Raw genomic sequence first — 20,465 nt, 5'->3', positions numbered from 1 at the left:
TTAGGAGTCCATTATGCCGCGCAAATTTGGAGAAATTGCTTTTACACCAGAAGTTCAAGCCGCACAGTTACAAAGGGGTTCGCGGCAAACTTACGAACGCTACATTGCCAATGGCCCAGCTAATGATTCAATTACCCCACAAATAGCAGAATTTATTGCTCATCTTGATGGATTTTATTTAGGAACAGTCAGTTCTAATGGCTATCCATATATCCAGTTTCGCGGCGGAGCGCCTGGCTTTCTCAAAGTCATAAATGACAAAACCTTGGGCTTTGCTGACTTTTCTGGAAATGTGCAGTACATAACAGTCGGTAACTTATCAGGAGAAGCCAAAGCATTTCTATTTTTAATGGATTATCGCCATCGAAAACGTATCAAAATCTGGGGAACAGCCGAATATATTGAAGATGATGCTGTTTTGATTGAGCAACTCCGAGTTCCCGACTACCCAGCAGAAATTGAGCGAGCAATTCTGTTTCATGTCGAAGCCATAAGTGAGAATTGTCCCCAGCACATTCCCATTCGCTATTCTATGACTGAAGTTGAAACAATGATGGCTCCTTTACAAGCACGAATTGCCGAATTAGAGCATTTGTTAAGAGAAAAAAATTCTCCATCTGATTGAAAAAGAAACTCTCAGAAGTTGTTTGAAAAGTGATTGGTTGTAATTATTCACTTGTCGAAGTGTTCCCTATTTCTACAAATGCATTTAATTTTGTGCAACTTACTTCTAGCCTCCTGCTATAGCAGTCCTAAATCATTTGTTAAATTTCTGGGTTCTTATCTTGGCGCTCTTGGCGACTTGGCGGTTCGATATTTTTTAACGAACCGCAAAGGGCGCAAAGGACACAAAGAAAGAGAAAGAGGAAAAGAAAGAGAATTTCACAAATGATTTAGGATTGCTATATAATTTGCATAATTTTAAATTTTTCTGCCAATATGAAAAGCAGAAATATATGAAAGTAGCAAATTCCCACCAAAATCATTATCAATTCTTTGACTTAACTCAGCAAATAAAGCTTTTTTAATATCTGGCTCTAATTTAATATAAGGAGAATAGGTATTGAGCAACGTTAAATATTCATCAGTGCTGTAAACTACCTCAGATTTAACTTGCCCAAATTGAATATCTTGAAATTTGCCTGAATCAATTAATATATTGCCAAATTCTTGAAATACTTTTTGTTGGGCTTCCCAATCTTCATAACGGTCGAGAGAGGGAGCGTGTTTTTGATAAACTGTCGACAAGCTTTGATAAACCTCATAACTCGGTTGTAATTCCTTATTCCAGAATAAAAGTAAATGACCATTTGCTTTTAAAGAACTTGCCGCTTTGGGATATCCTACTTCTGCTGGTATCCAATGAAAAGAACTGGCAGCTAAAACAGCATCAAACTGTTCAGGTTGCAAACTCCATTCTTCAAAAGAAGTATTGTGAATTTCCACATTTGGATAAAAGTAACAATTTTGTTTAGCTAACTCATAAAAATCTGGATTTGGTTCTAAACAAAGCATCGAATAACCTAATTGAGCAAAGGAAATTGTTGCTGTTCCAGGGCCACATCCTACTTCTAAAATTTTTGCATCTGGAGATAATTTGGAAAGCTGAATAACTTGCTCAATAAAGTTTTGGGGATAACGAGGTCTAGCTTTGTTATATGCCTCTGCTGCTGGCGAGTACCAATTTTTTCGTACTTCCAAATCTTTTTTTGCAAAGCTGGCTATTGTTTGTTTGAGGTCTTCCATAATTTATTTCATTAGAAGTAAAATGATTATTTAAATTTACTTAAAAAATTGAGTATAGCTTGAGCAACTATTTCTGTGGATTCAATTAAAAAGCCATGACCACCATGTTCAATCACTTGCAGTTCAGCTTGAGAGATTTGTTGAGCAAGTTTTTCAGAAAATGCTACAGGTGTGAGAATATCTTGTTTGCCAACCATGACTAATGTTGGACAATGAATATCTTTAATTCTCTCTGTTGTATCATGATTAATAATGGCGCGGCTTTGATGGTAGATTCCCTGTGTTGTCGGTGCGAAAGGATAGTTTATTGCCCATTCAATTAGTTGGTCTACCATTTCGGGAATAGAGTAAAAATCATCAGTAAATATCCAAGGTAATATTAGCTTTTCATATAACATTAAATCTATTTTTCCGGCAAGATGACCCCAAGTCTCAATTAAACTATTAAAGCGTTCATTGCCTTTAGAGAAGGAAGAAAGTAATACTAAACTCTTAACTTTTTTAGGATATAACAAGGCTAATTCTTGAGCGATTTGACCACCCATTGAATGACCAATAATATGTGCTTGTTTGATACCAAGAATATCTAATAATGCGGCGGCATCTTGAGCCATTTGCTGAGTGCTATAAGGACTATTGGGAATAGAACTTTGACCGATACCTCGGTTGTCAAAACGAATAACTTGATACCGAGAGATTAGGTGTGGCAACAATAGCGACCAATAAGTGCGATCGCACATAAAGCCTGCAATCAACAACACAGGTTCACCAGTACCTTTAACTTCGTAAAATATGTCAATTCCGTTAACCTGAACTTTGGGCATTACTAATTCATCATAATTGGCTTTACAGCAGCTTCAAGAACTTGAAATCTACTTTAAGTTATTTTCCCAGATAATTGCATCTCATCAAATTAGAAAATCGATAATATACCCGAATTCATACCCATAACTCCGAAATATGTATAAGATTTAGCATCAAACAAAAACACGTACTTTTCCTAAACTTTGTATATTTTCAAAAATCCTCAATCTTAAATTCATGAACCTTCAACAGAAATAATGAGAACTAGTATTTGCGAGATTTTACGGAAGACTTACCTAGAAAAAGCAGGATAGGTTAATTAAAAAAAGTAAGTAATATCAACAACTTACAATTCAGCTTTCAGCCCAGGTAAATCGGATTATGCAGAATACAAAAATTACAGTCAAATAAATAGCTTAGTTATATTTTTGTTCACAAATTTTCCCAGTTTATTCATCAAAAAGGAGGTAATAGTTATCAAAGCTGTTGAATATTCCACCCTCAAACCTTACCTGGCATCTAACATGAATGCTGACTTAGATGCACAAAGCATTTTAATTTATCCCATCTCGCAAAAAACCTTAGCAATTGAAGCCAATAGTTATTACTTTGGGCATCCTGAATGGGCAAAAAACTACTTTGAAGCTTGTCACCGTAGTGATATATTCAAATCTCGCTGGCAAGCTGCCACAGGTAGTTGGGATGACAAAATTGTAGTAGACATTGGTTGCGGCCCTGGTAATCTCTTTGCCACACTTGGCGGTAAGCCAAAATTACTCATTGGTGTGGATGTGAGTTATGGCGGACTGGAAATGGCGCAAAGTCTTGGCTATGTACCTGTGTTAGCAGATGCCCATAACTTGCCTTTTGCCTCTGGTTTTGCTGATATTGTGGCGGTAAATGCCACTTTGCATCATTGTGATCAAATGGATGTGGTTTTAGCAGAAGCAGCGCGTTTAGTTCGTCCTGGGGGAATTTTAATCACCGACCATGATCCTCATCGCAGTGCTTGGAATTTCCAAGGCTTGGGTATGTGGTTATGGCAATTGCGTTTAGGACTTTATCGGTTAATTAAACGCGGTGGTCATGCTTCAGTCGCAGAACAAAATTGGGGACTAGCCACCGAAGTTCATCACCGTCCAGGGGATGGAGTCACAGCAGAAATGTTTCACAGAACTTTAGAACCCCTTGGGTTTACTGTAAAAACTTACCCTCACAATCATCAGTTGGGTGCAGAAACTTTTGAGGGTAATTACGGTCAGTCAGAATGGAAGTATCGCTTTGCTCAATTTTTGTCGGGGATAAATCCCAATTCACCACAAGCAGCCCTATCATTGATGTGTGTTGCTACCCGGCATACTGGTGAGGCGAAAGGCTAGTACAACAGGGCAAAAGTAAAAAGGCAAAAGTAAAAATAGTTATACCACAAGCTTTTTAGCAATTCCAGATGATCAGTGAGCATGGTCGCAGTGTGGTCTGTTTATTGACGCCAATCTGTACTAGTATTCTGACTATTGAATTCTCACTATTCATTCTTTAAAAATCTTGAGCAATGAAAGCTTTTATCTCTTACATCGCTTTTTTGGGACTGAGTGCTAGTTTACTGGCGTACAGTTCTAGTTTGCAAGCAGTCACTCCTAGTAGTGAAAAATTTATCGCTTTAGGTACAGAACCTTTTTGGAGTGTAACTGTTAGTAAAAATGGCATTGTTTACTCTTCGCCGGAGGTTAAAAAACAAACCTTCCCTTATGTCCAACCTCTAGCAGCCCAAGGTCGCCCTGCTGATTTGGTCAGAGTGTACCGATTTAGGGGTAACAATACATTGATTTTACAAAAAGTTAGTGCTTGTAGCGATGGAATGTCAGATAAAAACTACCTTTACTCGGCTGTTTTGATATTGGGTAATAAAGTGTTAGAAGGTTGCGCCCAAAAACAGTAATCTAATCACATAAAGCTAAATCAAACCAGAAAGTTGTCCCTATGCCAACTTCACTAACCAAGTGAACTTTACTACCATGTCTTTCTACAATATTTCTGACAATTGATAAACCCAAACCAGTACCTTCTAAGGTGTGGACTCGGTTTTCGACGCGGAAGAAGCGGTCAAAAATGGCTTGTTGGTCTTCGGGTGCAATACCAATACCAGTATCAGATACTTCTACGCGCACACGGGGAGATTGATTTTGGGAGTTGGGTTTGGGATCTAATTGGTAGGCGCGGATTGCTACTTTACCACCAGCTTTGGTAAATTTCAGAGCATTGCCGACTAAATTGGCTAAGACTTGGAGTAACAAATCATAGTTACCCATGACTAGCGGTAAACTGTGGGCAACTTCTTGAATGAGTTCAATGCCTTTATCTTTAGCGTTGAGTTGATAAGTCCGCAGGGTTTGTTCGATAGCTTGGGAGAGGTCTACACCATCAAAGTTGTAACTACGACCAGATTCTAACTTAGATAAGTCTAAAACATCGTTAACTAAACGAGTCAGGCGATCGGTTTCATGGTTAACGGTTTTGAGAAAATCTTGACGCTGTTCTACACTCAAATCTTCGCCGTAGTCGTGCAGAGTTTCAATAAAAGATTTGATATTGAATAACGGTGTCCGCAGTTCATGAGACACGTTGCTGATAAATTGGCTTTTGGCTTCGTTGAGTTCGACTTCCCTTGTAATATCTTGTACAGTAATTGCAATTCCTTTAATACTTTCCCGTTGTAAATTAAGTACCGTAGTTAATAAAATCCGAATGGTGCGTTTAGTTGGTTGGTTAAGATGAATGCGGAACTCAGCACTGTCGCATTCACCCGCAGCCATTTCGTACAAGGGACGGGTGATTTCCATTTGAATGGCTGGGGGTAATTGATGCAGCACATTACTACCGACTACATCATTACCTTCCCAGCCGAAAATCCTTCTGGCTGTGGGGTTGACTAAAATTACCTGCATGTTGTTGTCAATCAACACAGCACCATCAGCGATTGTCGAAACCAAAGTTTCGAGTTTGGCTTTTTCGGCGGTTAGTTCCTCAATATTTTGTTCTTCATAGCGTTCTAGACGCTCTGCCATATCATTAAAACTGAGAATTAACTCTCCAAGTTCTCCGCCTAGGGGTAAATCGATGCGCTGCTTAAAATTCCCGGTGGCGATTTGTTTGACACCAACTAGCAGTTCTTTAATCGGCTTGGTGATGGTTAAAGCATTAATTACCCCCGCTAAAATCACCATTACCCAAATTGTGATAAACACGGCGATGGTAACATCACGGGTGAAATTAGTAGAAATAACTGCCGTTTGGTTGGGGTTGATGCCAATAGCCAAGACACCCAAGTATTTTTTGTTGACGATGAGGGGGACAAATACATCGGTGACAATGCCATCTGGGGTGTTATGTTGCCGCACCATTGGCTTATCGTCATCACCAGGGTAATCTTCTGGTAATTGTATCCGCCGCTCAATTGTCAATAAAGAGTTTTCCACCTCTGCTTCCCAAAAGGGAATTCCGAAAAAGATTTTGCCGCCTTCGTCAGCATAAAGCATATACCTCACACTGGAAGTACTGCTATAAAATCTTTGGGAAAATTGGGCAATCTCAGTGAGATTATTTTCTGCAATGAGGGGGGTAACGTTAGCAGCAAGCAGCAGTCCCAAGTCGCGGCCGAATCGGGTGTCATTCAAACGTGCATCTTGCTGAATTGTATTTACAGCCCAAAAGGTCAGACCACTCATCACCAAAGAAACCACCAAAGTGGCAACAGCTAACAGCTTAGTTTGGAGGGTGAAATCTGACCACCAATTGGCGATCGCTTCTCGGATTGTTTTTAACAGAGCTAACATTTTCAATCAAGTTGTTAGTAGTTTTTGTAATAAACCCCAACAACTAAAAAATTAACAGTTAATTTGACTAATGGGGTAGGGTTAGGGGCTAGGGGCTAGAGGCTAGGGGAAAAGTTTTTTACTCAGCACTCAGCACTCTATGACCAATATCTCTCCTATAATATATTCCTTCAAACTGGATAGATTTCAGCCCCGTGTAAGCTTGGGCGATCGCTTGTTGAAAGTTTTTGCCTGTGCCAGTTACATTTAATACCCGTCCGCCATCAGTTACTACTTGCTGTTGGTCGTTCAATTTTGTCCCGGCATGAAATACGGTGACTGTGGCTGTTTCGGCTGCGTCAATGCCTGTAATGACTTTGCCTTTTTGATAATCCCCTGGATAACCGCCAGAAGCCGCCACAACTGTAGCTGCTGCGCCACTGTGCCAAGTAATGGGAACTTCGCTTAAACGCTTTTCGACACAAGCCAAAATTAAATCTAATAAGGGTGTGGCTAACAATGGCAAAATTACCTGAGTTTCGGGATCGCCAAAGCGACAGTTAAATTCCAACACCTTAAAGTCGCCTGCTGGGGTAATCATCAACCCGGCGTAAAGTACACCCCTGTAGTCTATACCTTTGCTGCGGAGAGTGGCGATCGCTTTTTCTAACACATCTGTTTGCACCCTAGCCATTAACTCTGGTGTGGCAATGGGCGCTGGACAGTATGCACCCATCCCGCCAGTATTTTCACCTGTATCACCTTCACCGACTCTTTTATGGTCTTGTGCTGGCAGTAGGGGACGAATGGTTAACCCATCGGTCAAAGCTAACACCGATACTTCTTGCCCAAATAAACATTCTTCAATGACAACAAACTCACCCGCACTGCCAAACTGCCCTTGAAAAATCGCATCAATGGCACTCTCAGCTTGTTCCATCGTTGTAGCAACTATTACACCCTTACCTGCTGCCAAACCATCAGCTTTCACCACTATCGGCGCACCTTGAGACTGCACATAAGATTTTGCCGCCGCCGCTTCCGTAAATACCGCAGCCTTCGCTGTAGGAATACCAGCTTCTTGCATTAGTGCTTTTGCCCAAGCTTTACTCGCCTCAATTTGCGCCCCCGCTCTGACAGGGCCAAATACCATTAGTCCTTGAGCTTGCAGGTAGTCTGTAATTCCCTTCGCCAGTGGAACTTCTGGCCCCACTACTACCAAAGAAATTTGATTTGCTAAGGCGTATTGGCTGATTCCCGCAAAATCATCCACAGCCAAGGGCAAATTCTGACAACCTGCCAGATTAGCTGTACCGCCATTTCCCGGTACACAGACGACTTGCTCAACTTGCGGGGATTGCAATAATTTCCATGCTAGAGCATGTTCACGCCCGCCGTTACCTACAACTAAAACTTTCACTGATTTCCTCTTGCGTGCCTTGTGACACGAGAACAGTCTAGGAAGTCAAAAGTCAATTTTTAACTCTTGCACCATTGACAGTGGTAGCCAGATTGCCACCATGCTGTACTAGAACTACTCGCGGATCAATTTTTCACTAATTTAGGTACTGATGCAAGTCCTGGGTTGAGAGTCTAGAGGCTGGGGGTTAGGGGCTAGTACAACAAGGCAAAAGTAAAAAGGCAAAAGTAAAAAGGCAAAAGTAAAAAGAAAGAATAACGATACTACAAGCCTTTTAGCAATTTCTTATGGTCTGTTTATTTACGCCAACCTGTACTAGTAGGTTGGGTGAAGGCGCATAAGAAATATTGGAAACAATATGCCATGTATATATTACGCCGTAACCCAATACCCATAGGAATTATGTAAAACATTTTGGTAGTTTGTTTTCTTCATAGCATTTGTTGGGTTCCACTACGTTCCACCCAACCTACGCAAGAGGCGATCAACTAAAAACTAGCCACTATGTTGAAAATTAAATTTTTATCAGAAAATATCAATAAATATACCTAAGTAATTCTGCGATGTTTCTATGATTAATTTAAACATTACTGCTAAATGATGACGTTTATACAAGATAAGTATTAACCTGTGAATATTGCAATCAGGGAAATATAAAAAAACGGGTCAAGAGGGAACATGGCTAAAATTATTGTGACCGGAGCAGCAGGTTTTATTGGTTCTCATGTTGCAGAAGTACTGCTGAAACAAGGAGAAGAAGTAATTGGGATTGATGAGTTTAATGACTACTACGATCCGATATTAAAACGTAAGAACATTGCTCTTTTAAACTGCTGGTCTAACTTTAAATTAATTGAAGGAAATATTCAATTTTTAGATTGGCAAAATTTACTCCAAGATGTAGAAATTATTTATCATCAAGCAGCCCAAGCCGGAGTTAGGGCGAGTTGGGGTGACGGTTTCCGTGCTTATACTGAACGGAATATCAATTCGACACAAGTTTTATTAGAAGCAGCTAAGGATGCAAAACATCTGAAAAGATTAGTGTTTGCTTCTACATCCAGTGTTTACGGTGATGCGGAAACTTTACCCACCCACGAAAGTATTTGTCCCCATCCGGTTTCACCTTATGGGATTACCAAGTTAGCCGCAGAAAGGTTGTGTGGACTATATCAGAAGAATTTTAATGTGCCTGTTGTAGCATTGCGCTATTTTACAGTTTATGGGCCGAGACAGCGCCCAGATATGGCATTTCATAAGTTTTTCAAGGCTATTTTGCAAGATGAAGCAATTCCGATTTATGGGGATGGACAGCAAACACGGGACTTTACATTTGTGAGTGATGTTGTGGCGGCAAATTTGGCGGCGGCGAGTGCAGCAGAAGCTGTGGGGAAAATTTTTAATATTGGTGGTGGTAGCCGAGTTGTGTTAACTGAAGTCTTAGATACAATGGCGGAAATTGTTGGTCAGCCAATTAAGAAAAACTACATTGAAAAAGCAATGGGAGATGCACGCCACACGGCTGCGGATATATCCCAAGCCCAGAAAATTTTAGGGTATCAGCCACAAGTATCGCTGCGAGAGGGGTTAACACAAGAATGGCGGTGGGTGAAGGGATTATATTAAATGAGCAAGATTTGGATGTAATGCGATCGCATTTTAGGAGTGAAAGTCACAAATCTCTGAAAACTCCAGCGATCGCTTTTTTGGTAGAAAATTTCATTCAAATCTTAGGTATTGGTTTTGATGGTGCGATCGCTACTTTATGCTTTACCGCCTTGGGTTGGTTAATCACTAAATTTAAATAAAAATGGGCAAGGTTTTACACCCTACCCATTTTTGCAAAACCAATTTAGCCAATGCCTAAACGCCCAGCTAAACCGGGAGTTAAAGGCAGAAGAGTGGCAATCATTAAAAATAGTGCCAACAGACCTAAAGCTGCTCTAGCGTCATCGGGTTCGCTGATTTCGTTTAAGCTGGGGCGTTCTAAATCTCGTTGTAACAACAGAATGACAATTGCCCAGTACATTGCCAAGGTGTTACCGAGAGACACTAACGCCAGCAAAGCTACAGTGGCAAATGTGGCTCTTCCCGCAGTTTTGCGCCCGTAAATTGCTTGGACGATGCGTCCACCATCTAAAGCACCGGCTGGCATGAGGTTTAAAGCGGTGATGACTAAGCCTAGCCAACCAATAATTACTAAAGGATGGACGTTAACTAAGGGTGATTGTAAGGCGGAACCGAGAACGACTCGCGCCAAACTGCCGACTAAAATGGAGCCTTGGAAAAATTGATTGGGTAATTGAAATAAACTACCTGGGTGAGAAAGCAGTAACCCGGCAATTAACATGATTAAAGAGACGATACCGCCAGCGGCCGGACCTGCCAAGGTAATATCAAATAACGCAGTGCGGTTGGGTAAGAGAGATTCAAAGCGAGTAATTGAACCAAAAGAGCCAATCTGCACAGCAGGTAACAAGAAAGGCCAGCTAAGGCGGACTTGGTAACGCCGCGCTAATACCCAATGACCAATTTCGTGGGCGATTAAAATGACAAAAATGCCGAGGCCGATGGGTAAGGCTTGGGTTAACTTGGCTGGGTTGGCAAATAAATCAAAGTTGAGGAGTAACCCGGCAGTTTCTAAACAGGTAGCAATGGTAGCGATGAGTAAAATCCCAGCAAATGCTTTCTGCCCTGCGGTGGTGGGACGGGGATCGTTGCGGCTAGGCAGTACAATCACTACAGGTTTACCGTCTGTATTTTCTACTAAAAACAGGCGATACTGCTCACCCAGACGTTCTCGCAAGTTGGCGCTGAGGCGGTTGTGAACTTCTTGGGGTTCACCACGTAAATTACCTTTAAAGATAGCGCCTTCTTGGTAGGCGATCGTTTCTGTGGCGAAAAATGTATCCAGTCCAAAAATGCCTTTAATAGCATTTAAGTCAGTTTCGGGAATTGATAATACTTCAATTTTGAGTTCGGCAGTGACTGGTGGTGCAGTATTACCTTCTGATGTGGTATCAGCAGCCAGCCTTTCTGTTGCCCGTTGCTTGAGGATGGCATCTTGTCCCGCCGCCCGTAATTGTCTGCCAAGGTAGATATACAACCCGGCAGAAGCTACTACTAAGAACAATATGCCGACGATGTTGAGATAAACGCCGGCAGCAAACAAACCAAAAAATAACAGCCAGGGAGTCATCAAAACCACTGACTGCAACCAGGCTAAGATTCCCAGTTTTCCAAAAGGTCTGGCGCGATAAAAGCCCCAACCTAAAATTCCGAAAGCTACTAATACAATTGCTGCAATTATAGGAGTCTCTGAGGAAGCAAACATTTCCAAACCCTTCGCTGTGAAAGACCAAGCCTAGTTGGTCAGGTGTGAGAAGCAGGAGGCAGCAGGCAGAAGGCAGGAGGAAAAGTATTATTATTCCTAGCATTCGTGCTTTCTGTCTGAAGCTCTATGCTTTTATTAATGTATAACGCCACCTGTTTTTCGCTCAAATCAATCGAAGGGCGAGGGGGACAAGGGAGACAAGGGGGATAAGGGAGACAGACTCGTGTAGGTTGGGTGGAGGAACGGAACCCAACATTCTCAAGACCCTGTTGGGTTACGCTATCGCTACACCCAACCTACTTCACTTCAGACTTCAGACTTCTAAGATTCTCTGCCTGTTGCCCAGGTATCGCGCCATTTGACTGTGCCTTCTTTGGCGACTACCCAACGGCGGGGGGTGGTGTTTTCTCGCAGGGGCGATCGCCCTTCGCGCCATAAGGCATATTTATAACTGATTAATTTGCCAGCACTTTCATCAAAGGGAATCTCGGCAAACCAAGTATTAGTGTTGATATATTCTAGGGGATAAGCTTTGCTAATATCCCAGTTGCCTAATTCTGGGCAGTCGCCTGTGACGACGATGGTTTCACCTGGTTGGGTTTGTACGCCATTCAATTGCACCCGAATGATGGTTTGACCTTTGATGCGTTCGCCTACATGGCTGAGGACAATTACTCCCCGTTCTTCTAGGTGTAGGTCGTAAATTTTGCCGTCTTTGACTTCGTATTTATTGCGGGTGATGACACAAGTATGTTCGCCGTCGGGTAATTCTGTCTCGATTTCTGGTAAGGTGACTTCGCCGCCACGGTTGAGGGCGACAAAACACAGGGAATCACGATAACGGCGGATGTAGCAGTAAACATCGGGGGTGATGTATTTTTGCCAATGGCTGCCCATTGAAATGGCTGGGTTGAGCCGCCGTAAGCCGGAAAGTAAGCGGATGTAACGATAAATTTCGGTATCGTTGTCCCATTTTTCCATCATGGGGCGGTTGTAGGGGTCATTACCGCCATCGGTGTCGTTATGCAGATACTGTTCTGTACCGTAATAAATGCAGGGAATACCACGGGATGTCATAATTAGGGCGATCGCTACTTTCAACATCGCTGGGTCAGGGTTCAGCGATTGAAAGCGTGGCATATCGTGGTTATCGATGAAGGTAATTAACTCGGTTGCACCATTGTAGCGGTAGTCTTCATCAAAAATGTATTGAATGGTTTGAAATCCATTTTCGGAACCTTGGGCGAGGGCGGCGCGAATGGCAACACACAAGCCAAAGTCTAGAATAGTCATCCCGGAATTATTGGCAAACTCTAAAGAGCGATCATCACTGGGGCCACTATAAATCCATTCGCCAAAAATAAATACATCTGGTCTGTGGTTGTACATATCACCTGTAAATTCTTGCCAAAACCAGATGGGCATGTGTTTTACAGTATCTACCCGCAGTGCATCTACGCCTCTATCTAGCCATTGTTTAATTGCAGATTTAATATAATCCCGATATTCACTGTTGTTTTCATTGAAGGTAGCTAAACCAGCTAATTCACAGTTTTGAACTTGCCATTCATCTTCCCAGTTCTGCACTTCACCGTAATGGTGATACCAGTTATTCTCATCGTTGTGGAAGTCGGCAATTTTTACGCCGTCATCATACAATTCACCTTTACTACCACTGGTATCAGGGGTACTGTGGTTACAAACAATATCTAATACCAACTTCATGTTGCGTTTGTGCAACTCATCAATTAAGCGGTCAAAGGTAGTATTTCTGGTTTCTTGGGTTTCATTTAACGAAGGGTTTTCATCTTTACCAATATACCTGGGATTGATGCGTTTAAAATCTTTTGTCCAATAGCCATGTATGGCTGCATTGCCTACAAATAATTCTTCTACCTGCTCAAATAAAGGAGTTAACCAAACAGCAGTAACTCCCATATTTTTCAGATAGTCTAACTTGTCAATTACGCCTTGCAAGTCGCCGCCCCAATATTTACCCCAGTCCTGCCCAGTGGGGTCATACAATTCTGGGTTAATACCTTCGCTATTTTCGGGGTCGCCATCATGAAAGCGATCGACCACGATAAAGTAAATTGTTTCTTGGCGAAATTCAATATCTCTGGTGTAAAGAAATTCTAAATTAAGTTCTGTATCTGATGGTGGGGTTTGGATGATCGCTTCGACTTCGGCTGTGGATGATTCTACTTTGTACTGCTCTGGTGAGAATTGGGATGGAGGTGTTTGCACCATAAAAGTTTGAATTTAAAGATTTACAATGTGTTGCTTTGTACTTCGGTATTATGCCATCCTGCTCTTGGTAAAGAAAATCTATCAAGAGCTAGTTTATATTTCTATCGTTGGATATATTTCCCTTGCTAGGGGTTGAAAAATCGTTGTTCTAGTAGTTTTTTCGTCATCAATATTAAATTAAGCGTAAGATTTTGGCTTGAGGGAAAATTTTGTGTTGTTAACATTGTCAAGATTGTAAGATACAAAGCACTTAATTTTTAAGTGTTTTTATTTTTAGGTAGAGAAATAAAATTTATGTTTTCTCAGTTTTATCTGATGATGAGAAAGTTTATAGAACTGTTAAAAAAAATTATAAGTTGCTTTTTTATGGTAATCATTAGCAGTAGATGAATAAGGAAATTTAAGAGAATAATCCCAAGTGAGTTTTCCAATACTCAATTTAAGCCGGGAGTGATGATTATCTAGGAATATTTGGGTAAAGGTATTACTAATATGACTTACGTAAAATTATTATGAAAAAATAAACCGCAAAGGGCGCGAAGGACACGAAGTTAAGAGAGTTTTAGAGAGTTATTGCGTAAGTCTGGACTAATTATTATTTAGATGTTTCATTTGGAGGATGAAGAAAGGTTAGAGGATGCCATACAAGTAAATTTTGATATTAATGATTTGAGGAAAAAATTCAGGCGATCGCCCATTATTAACCAAACTGGTAAGCAAGCAAAAGAGGTAACATTTATGACTAAATATGACAAGGTTTTTAATTCACAAAAAACACTAACAGAATCTTTAACACCAGAAGAAGCTGTCGCTGCAATTGCTGTCGTAACTGCGCTTGCTGATGCTTCGGTGGAAGAAATAGATCCCGAAGGTTTAGCGGGGATTTTGTGGCAATTTGAGGTTTTTGAAGCATATTCTGAAGATGAACTATTAGAAATTGTTGACAAACTCATCGATATCGCAGAATCACAAGGGCTAAGTCCGTTGTTTAATACTGCTAATGAATCGCTCACTGAAGAAGTTTTATTAGATGGTTTTGCGGCTGGAGTAGTGACACTTTTAGATGAAGAAGAATTCACTATTCCTAAAAGTAAAGAACCTTTTTTGAAAAAGTTGCAAGAAGCTTTGGAGTTGGAAGATGAAGAAGCTGATGAAATTACTAAAGAAATAATTGCAGCTTTTCAAGCAGGAGAGAATGCAGAATATTTGGAGGAGGAAGAAGGGATATTAACTGAGGTTGAATATATCGAAGATGTTTATGAATCGCCTTTAGGGAATTTTACAGTTCCGATTCCGGTTGACGCAGAACAAGGAGGGAGAATTCAAACGCAAGAAGGTGTGGTGGGTTTTTCTGATGACTTTGGAACTTTGCTCAGAATCGATTATTATCCCATACCACCAGAACAGTTAGAAGAATTAGAATCAGAAGGGCAGGAAGAATATTTAAAAACTATTTTAGTTGATAAATATGTGCCGCAGGCAATTTTTGCACATCTGCCAGATTCAGAAATCAAGTATGGCGAATATTTAGAAGATATTTTTGCAGGGGCATATTATGCCTTAGTTGATATGCCGAAAGGTTCAACAATGTCTCAACAGGAAAATAACGGTAGTTCTACGAGATTAGATGCCTATCGTGGATTGCTGGCCTTTATTAATGGCGAGTTTTTATATATAGTTAGTAGTCAACGCAGCTTTTTAAATGGCGAAACACCAAATGATATTGCTGAAGAAGCTGAGTACATTAAAGATAATATTTTGTCCTTTGTGGAGACGATGGAATTTAGTTAATTTCTCCAGTTTATTCGTCAGTTAACATCTGGAGTAACTGTGCCTCAGTTAACTGAGTAATTCCTAAAGACTGGGCTTTGGCTAATTTAGAACCAGCATCTTCTCCTACTACCAAATAATCAGTTTTTTTGCTGACGGAATCAGTTACTTTACCGCCTGCTTTTTGGATGAGTGCTTTAGCTTCATCTCGCTTTAGGGTGGGTAATGTGCCTGTGACGACAAAAGTTTTCCCGGCAAACTTTTGATTACTTTCACCCATAGTTGCCGTTTCTTCAGCAGCTAATTGTAAACCTGTATTTCCTAACCTTGCAATTAAAGCTTGATTGGCATCAATATGAAACCACTGATAAACAGACTGGGCGATTTCTGCACCAATACCATAAATACCTGCAATGTCTGATTGCTTGGCGGTTTCTAATTTCTCGACGGTGGGATACTTTTCGGTAATGAGTTGGGCATTCACACTGCCGACATGACGAATGCCTAAGCCATACAATACCCTATGCCAAGGTTGATTTTTTGATTGGGCGATCGCATCTACTAATTTCTGTGCCGATTTTTCCCCCATTCTCTCCAAACTACATAATTGCGCTTCTGTCAAGTCATACAAGTCAGCTACAGAATGCACCAAACCTTTATCTACCAGTTGATGCACTAATTTTTCCCCCACACCTTTAATATCCAAAGCATCCCGGCTAACCCAATGTTCAATGGAACCTTTGAGAATAGCTGCACAAGAAGCATTGACGCAACGAGTCACGGCTTCTCCTGATTCTCGCACCACTGGTTGACCGCAAACAGGGCAATGGCTAGGCATAACAAATGGTACAGTATCAGCCGGACGCAGTTCTTTAATTACCCGCACCACTTCGGGAATAATTTCCCCAGCTTTGCGAACAATTACAGTATCACCGATGCGGATGTCTAATTGGGCGATGCGATCGCTATTATGTAAAGTAGCACGAGAAACTGTTGTTCCCGCCAATTGTACCGGACGCATCTCTGCTAACGGTGTTAACGCCCCAGTTCTACCCACATTCACCGCAATATTTTCCACACGGGTGGGTGCTTCCTCGGCTGGATACTTCAACGCCACCGCCCAACGCGGGAATTTTTGGGTAAACCCTAACTGTTCTTGCAGTTTAAAAGCATTGAGTTTGACCACTACACCATCGGTCATGTAGGGTAAATTCAATCTTTCCGTATCCCAGTATTTGTAATATTCTGCTACTTCTGCCAAAGACTCACACAACTGATGATTGGGATTTACCCGAAAACCCATTTTTTGCAATAATTCCAAGGCTTCCCATTGGGTATTAGCAATACTCGCATCATCCATCCCCGGAATATGCAGTGTATAGGCAAAGAAATCTAACCGTCGCCGCGCTACAATACGCGAGTCCAATTGTCTGAGTGTACCTGCGGCGGCGTTGCGGGGGTTTGCAAATAACTGTTCGCCTGCTTTTTGTCGTTCTTCGTTGATTTGTTTAAACACTTCCAACGGTAAAAATGCTTCACCGCGCACCTCTATTCTTTCTATCGGTTCTATCCCATCAAAGTTTAAACGCAAGGGAATAGAACGAATTGTCCGCACATTTTGGGTAATTTCTTCACCCGTAACCCCATCACCTCTAGTTGCACCCCTAACTAGCACGCCATCTTGGTAAGTCAGCGCCAAAGCCGAACCATCAATTTTCAACTCCGAGACATATTTTACCCCGTCGGTTGTCGGGAGTTGTCGCCGCCAACGTTGATCCCAAGCTTGCAACTCATCAATATTAAAAGCATTCTCTAGACTATACAAGGGGATATTATGCCGCACTGAAGTGAAATGAGTCGCCGGTCTTTCACCCACACGCTGAGTTGGACTGTCGGGTGTCACCAATTCAGGGTACTGTGTTTCCAACTGTTGTAATTCGCGGTATAGCTGGTCATAGACTGCATCCTCCATGATTGGTGCGTCCAAAACATAATAGGCGTAACTTGCTTGTTGCAAAAGCTGGCGTAATTCTTCTATGCGCTTGAGTTCGGGCTGAATCTGAATCATTATTCTTATAGAACGATACTAAGTAAATATAATTTTATTTGTTGGGATAATTCTAGGTTAATCTTCTTGGGTATCAAAAGGTATGAGCAATAGGTAATAGGCGATCGCATCCCGTCCCCCAATATTAACATTTGTTAAAAAAATGCCCATTAATTATAGACCTGTTGCATCAATTCTGATTCTGCTGACTAAATAAATAATTTTGCTCTAACCCTTTGCGTCTTTGCGCCTTTGCGTGAGATAAAAAATTCTCCTTTCCCAACACACATACAATCATCCTCATGAATAAAAAACCAATCATTATTGCTCATCGCGGCGCGAGTGGCTATCGCCCAGAACATACTTTAGCCGCTTACGAATTAGCAATTAATTGTGGTGCAGACTACATTGAACCAGATTTAGTTTCAACTCAAGACGGTGTTTTAATTGCGCGTCACGAAAACGAAATTTCCGAAACCACTAACGTTGCGAAGCATCCCGAATTTGCTGAACGACGCACAACTAAAATCATCGATGGCGAATCAAAAACAGGTTGGTTTACAGAAGACTTCACCCTGTCCGAAATCAAAACATTACGCGCCAAAGAAAGAATCCCTCAATTACGTCAGCAAAATACTATTTATGATGATTTGTGCGAAATTCCGACACTCCAAGAAATTATTGATTTAGCCAAAAATTATAGTAAACAATTAGGTCGTAATATTGGGATTTATCCAGAAACAAAACATCCCACTTATTTTAGAAACATAAATTTAGCTTTAGAAGAACCTTTACTTGCCACTTTAGGTTATCAGAAAGAAAATGTACCGATTTATATTCAATCATTTGAAGTGAGTAACTTACAAGATTTAGCCCAAAAAACTCATTTACCTTTAGTACAGTTAATCAATCTTACTGGTCAACCTTATGATTTTGTCGTTAGTGGTGATATTCGCACATATACCGATTTAGTGACGCAATCAGGGTTAGAAGAAATTGCTAAATACGCCCAAACAATTGGTATTCATAAAGATATTTTAGTTCCTAGAGATGATCAAAATCAATTGCGATCGCCCACATCTGTTGTTGCAAATGCCCATGCTACTAACTTGCAAGTACACGCCTGGACTTTTCGCAACGAAGACTACTTTCTACCTCTTGATTTTCAAGGTAATCCCCAAGGGGAATATGAACTATTTTTTAGTTTAGGGGTTGATGGTGTATTTAGTGACTTTTCTGATACTGCTTTAAGTGTGCGCGATCGCAGCTAATCACTTGATATTTCTTAATACTTGCTCTGCCAATTTAAAAAACTAAAATTATACTTAAGGCTACTTCTAAAAGTATGCAAAATATCCTAAATCAATAACTATCTAGTCTTACTTTCTCCATCCCAACCTCTATCACCATAGAGTATTTCACAGCAACTAACTAGTACAGGTCGGCGTAAATAAATAGACCAGAAGGAATTGCTAAAAGGCTTGTAGTATCGTTATTCTTTCTTTTTCTTTTTGCCTTTTTACTTTTGCCTTGTTGTACTAGTGCATACCAAAATAAAGGTAGTTATGGTAACTAAATTAGACGCATTTAAATCACCTCGATTTATCGGGAAACCTCTTTTAGCAGACGTTGATTTTTTTGATTCACTAGAAAAAATTGATAAATTTGCGACTGATGCAGGTATCAAAATTTATGTCACAAGTTCTACCCGTTTACAAGGCGGCGTAGTGTCAGGCGCAATTGTCCGTCCTGCTAGTCGTTCAAATCATTTAGTCGGTCACAGCATTGATATGAATGTGATGCTAGGAGATAAGCTATTTAACAGCAATGCTCTTGATAAAAGCAACTTAAAAAATCTACCTCAAAGCATTCAAAACTTTATTCAAAGCATACGTAATGACCCGATGTTGCGCTGGGGAGGAGATTTTACACCCGCAGACTCAGTTCATATTGATGATGGTTTAAATGTCAGAGATCCCGCTACTTGGGATGCAAAATTTCCCATTATCCAAGCGGAAATGCGAGCTTTATCCCAACCTAATTCGGTTTCTGGACAGCCAAGACTATTATTTTTGACTGACCCACCCATGCGAGGAGATGATGTACTTGCTGTACAAAACGCTCTCAATCAAAAAGGCTTTAATCTCAAAGCCGATGGTATATTTGGCGCAGCTACCGATGATGCTGTTACAGCATTTCAACAAAAGCAAGGTTTAACAGCAGATGGTATTGTCGGAGCAGGTACACGCAAAGCATTGGGATTGTGATATTGGGAGAAGGCAGAAGGCAGGAGGTAAAATTACAAAATATCCTAATCTTTCTGTAAAAAACAAGATCCCCGACTTCTTTAAGAAGTCGGGGATCTGAGCTTATTTGTATTTACCAATCAACCTTAATAAGCAAATTTATTTGCTGCTGCAAATCGATTGTTAATCTCATCCCAGTTAACAACATTCCACCATGCTGTTAAATAATCAGCGCGGCGGTTTTGATAGTTGAGATAATAGGCATGTTCCCAAACATCATTGCCGAGAATAGGATATTTTCCTTCACTAATGGGATTATCTTGATTTGCTGTGGTTGTAATTTCTAACTTGCCATTTTTGTTACGTACAAGCCAAACCCAACCACTACCAAAACGTGCAGCACCAGCTTCGTTAAATTGCTTTTTGAAAGCTGCAAAATTACCAAAATTTTGATTAATTGCAGTGGCGATTTCTCCTGTTGGTTCTCCGCCTCCCTGCGGCTTCATAATTTTCCAAAACATCGAGTGGTTGACATGGCCACCCCCATTATTACGAACTGTTGTACGAATATCTGCGGGAACTTTGCCCAATTTGCGTAACAGTTCTTCAACAGGTTTGTTTTTCAGTTCTGGGTGTTTGTCTAATGCAGCATTCAAATTTTTCACATAAGCTGCATGGTGCTTATCGTGATGGAACTGCATTGTTTTAGCATCAATGTGTGGTTCTAATGCTTCGTAAGGGTATGGTAAAGGTGGTAGTTCAATTACGCTTGTAGTGCTTGGTGCTTGACTAACAGGTGATTTATCAGCCAACGCCAAAGAATCTAATGCAAAAGTACCTGCACCTGCACCCAGTAAAAACAAGAAATGTCTGCGGTTAAGAGTCATAAGAATTTTTTACAGCAAATCTATGCAATTTGTTGTCAATTTTTATTGTCATAGATTTAGGCTACAAAACATCACCTTTATGGCTTAACTATCAAAATAAATATAGGACAAATTTACTTGTGTAGGCAGGGAATAGGGCATGGGGAGTA

At 40.8% G+C, this 20,465-nt stretch carries 16 protein-coding genes; 8 read left to right on the top strand and 8 right to left on the bottom strand.

The window, feature by feature from the left end; all coding sequences use genetic code 11:
* Positions 1-13 precede the first annotated feature (13 nt).
* A complete protein-coding gene (locus H6G74_RS24245; protein ID WP_190970080.1) occupies positions 14-625 on the top strand; it encodes a pyridoxamine 5'-phosphate oxidase family protein in 612 nt (203 codons plus the stop codon).
* A gap of 296 nt (positions 626-921) precedes the next feature.
* Here the strand turns inward: H6G74_RS24245 and H6G74_RS24240 are convergent, their stop codons facing one another.
* Together H6G74_RS24240 and H6G74_RS24235 are read right to left on the bottom strand one after the other, a co-directional pair.
* On the bottom strand, positions 922-1,746 hold the full coding sequence (locus H6G74_RS24240) for a class I SAM-dependent methyltransferase (protein ID WP_190970079.1): 825 nt from the start codon (positions 1,744-1,746) through the stop codon (positions 922-924).
* Between the two features lie 26 nt (positions 1,747-1,772).
* The gene (locus tag H6G74_RS24235; protein WP_190970078.1) at positions 1,773-2,570 is read right to left on the bottom strand and encodes an alpha/beta fold hydrolase; all 798 of its coding nucleotides are present in this window, start codon (positions 2,568-2,570) and stop codon (positions 1,773-1,775) included.
* A 504-nt stretch (positions 2,571-3,074) separates the two neighbouring features.
* Here H6G74_RS24235 and H6G74_RS24230 point away from each other — a divergent pair.
* Both H6G74_RS24230 and H6G74_RS24225 read left to right on the top strand, forming a co-directional pair.
* The gene (locus H6G74_RS24230) at positions 3,075-3,929 is read left to right on the top strand and encodes a class I SAM-dependent methyltransferase (RefSeq protein WP_242051341.1); all 855 of its coding nucleotides are present in this window, start codon (positions 3,075-3,077) and stop codon (positions 3,927-3,929) included.
* 173 nt (positions 3,930-4,102) lie between these two features.
* Positions 4,103-4,489, top strand: coding sequence for a COG3650 family protein (locus H6G74_RS24225; RefSeq protein ID WP_190970077.1), 387 nt, complete (start codon positions 4,103-4,105; stop codon positions 4,487-4,489).
* Position 4,490: 1 nt separating this feature from the next.
* On the opposite strand, the gene nblS is transcribed toward H6G74_RS24225, so the two are convergent.
* Together nblS and purD are read right to left on the bottom strand one after the other, a co-directional pair.
* Entirely contained in the window at positions 4,491-6,383 is a 1,893-nt protein-coding gene (gene nblS / locus H6G74_RS24220; protein WP_190970076.1) for a two-component system sensor histidine kinase NblS, read from the bottom strand.
* 118 nt (positions 6,384-6,501) lie between these two features.
* Positions 6,502-7,782 (bottom strand): phosphoribosylamine--glycine ligase, encoded by a 1,281-nt coding sequence (gene purD / locus H6G74_RS24215; protein ID WP_190970075.1) that lies wholly within the window; start codon positions 7,780-7,782, stop codon positions 6,502-6,504.
* Positions 7,783-8,460: 678 nt separating this feature from the next.
* Between purD and H6G74_RS24210 the strand changes: the two genes are divergently transcribed.
* Complete coding sequence (locus H6G74_RS24210; protein ID WP_190970074.1) at positions 8,461-9,408, top strand: NAD-dependent epimerase/dehydratase family protein; 948 nt, start codon at positions 8,461-8,463, stop codon at positions 9,406-9,408.
* Positions 9,381-9,590 carry a hypothetical protein gene (locus H6G74_RS24205; protein ID WP_190970073.1) on the top strand — a complete coding sequence of 70 codons (210 nt, stop codon included), beginning with the start codon at positions 9,381-9,383 and terminating at the stop codon, positions 9,588-9,590. Before H6G74_RS24210 ends, H6G74_RS24205 begins: the two co-directional genes overlap by 28 nt.
* A 44-nt stretch (positions 9,591-9,634) precedes the next feature.
* Here the strand turns inward: H6G74_RS24205 and H6G74_RS24200 are convergent, their stop codons facing one another.
* Positions 9,635-11,116 carry a site-2 protease family protein gene (locus H6G74_RS24200; protein ID WP_190970072.1) on the bottom strand — a complete coding sequence of 494 codons (1,482 nt, stop codon included), beginning with the start codon at positions 11,114-11,116 and terminating at the stop codon, positions 9,635-9,637.
* 321 nt (positions 11,117-11,437) lie between these two features.
* The gene (locus H6G74_RS24195) at positions 11,438-13,366 is read right to left on the bottom strand and encodes an alpha-amylase family glycosyl hydrolase (protein ID WP_190970071.1); all 1,929 of its coding nucleotides are present in this window, start codon (positions 13,364-13,366) and stop codon (positions 11,438-11,440) included.
* A gap of 738 nt (positions 13,367-14,104) precedes the next feature.
* Here H6G74_RS24195 and H6G74_RS24190 point away from each other — a divergent pair.
* Positions 14,105-15,157, top strand: a complete 1,053-nt coding sequence (locus H6G74_RS24190; RefSeq protein WP_190970096.1) for a hypothetical protein — start codon at positions 14,105-14,107, stop codon at positions 15,155-15,157.
* 10 nt (positions 15,158-15,167) lie between these two features.
* Here H6G74_RS24190 and ligA read toward each other — a convergent pair whose 3' ends face one another.
* The gene (ligA, locus tag H6G74_RS24185) at positions 15,168-17,204 is read right to left on the bottom strand and encodes an NAD-dependent DNA ligase LigA (protein ID WP_190970070.1); all 2,037 of its coding nucleotides are present in this window, start codon (positions 17,202-17,204) and stop codon (positions 15,168-15,170) included.
* A 281-nt stretch (positions 17,205-17,485) separates the two neighbouring features.
* Here ligA and H6G74_RS24180 point away from each other — a divergent pair, with 281 nt between their 5' ends.
* Positions 17,486-18,454 (top strand): glycerophosphodiester phosphodiesterase, encoded by a 969-nt coding sequence (locus H6G74_RS24180; RefSeq protein WP_190970069.1) that lies wholly within the window; start codon positions 17,486-17,488, stop codon positions 18,452-18,454.
* A 294-nt stretch (positions 18,455-18,748) separates the two neighbouring features.
* On the top strand, positions 18,749-19,450 hold the full coding sequence (locus H6G74_RS24175) for a peptidoglycan-binding domain-containing protein (RefSeq protein ID WP_190970068.1): 702 nt from the start codon (positions 18,749-18,751) through the stop codon (positions 19,448-19,450).
* A gap of 125 nt (positions 19,451-19,575) precedes the next feature.
* Here H6G74_RS24175 and H6G74_RS24170 read toward each other — a convergent pair whose 3' ends face one another.
* Positions 19,576-20,316, bottom strand: coding sequence for a superoxide dismutase (locus H6G74_RS24170; protein ID WP_242051340.1), 741 nt, complete (start codon positions 20,314-20,316; stop codon positions 19,576-19,578).
* Positions 20,317-20,465 lie beyond the last annotated feature (149 nt).

This window comes from Nostoc spongiaeforme FACHB-130 (assembly GCF_014698475.1).
Lineage (GTDB): Bacteria > Cyanobacteriota > Cyanobacteriia > Cyanobacteriales > Nostocaceae > Nostoc_B > Nostoc_B spongiaeforme.
Note: the sequence above shows the minus strand (reverse complement) of the source record. Positions and strands in the feature narration are given on the sequence as shown.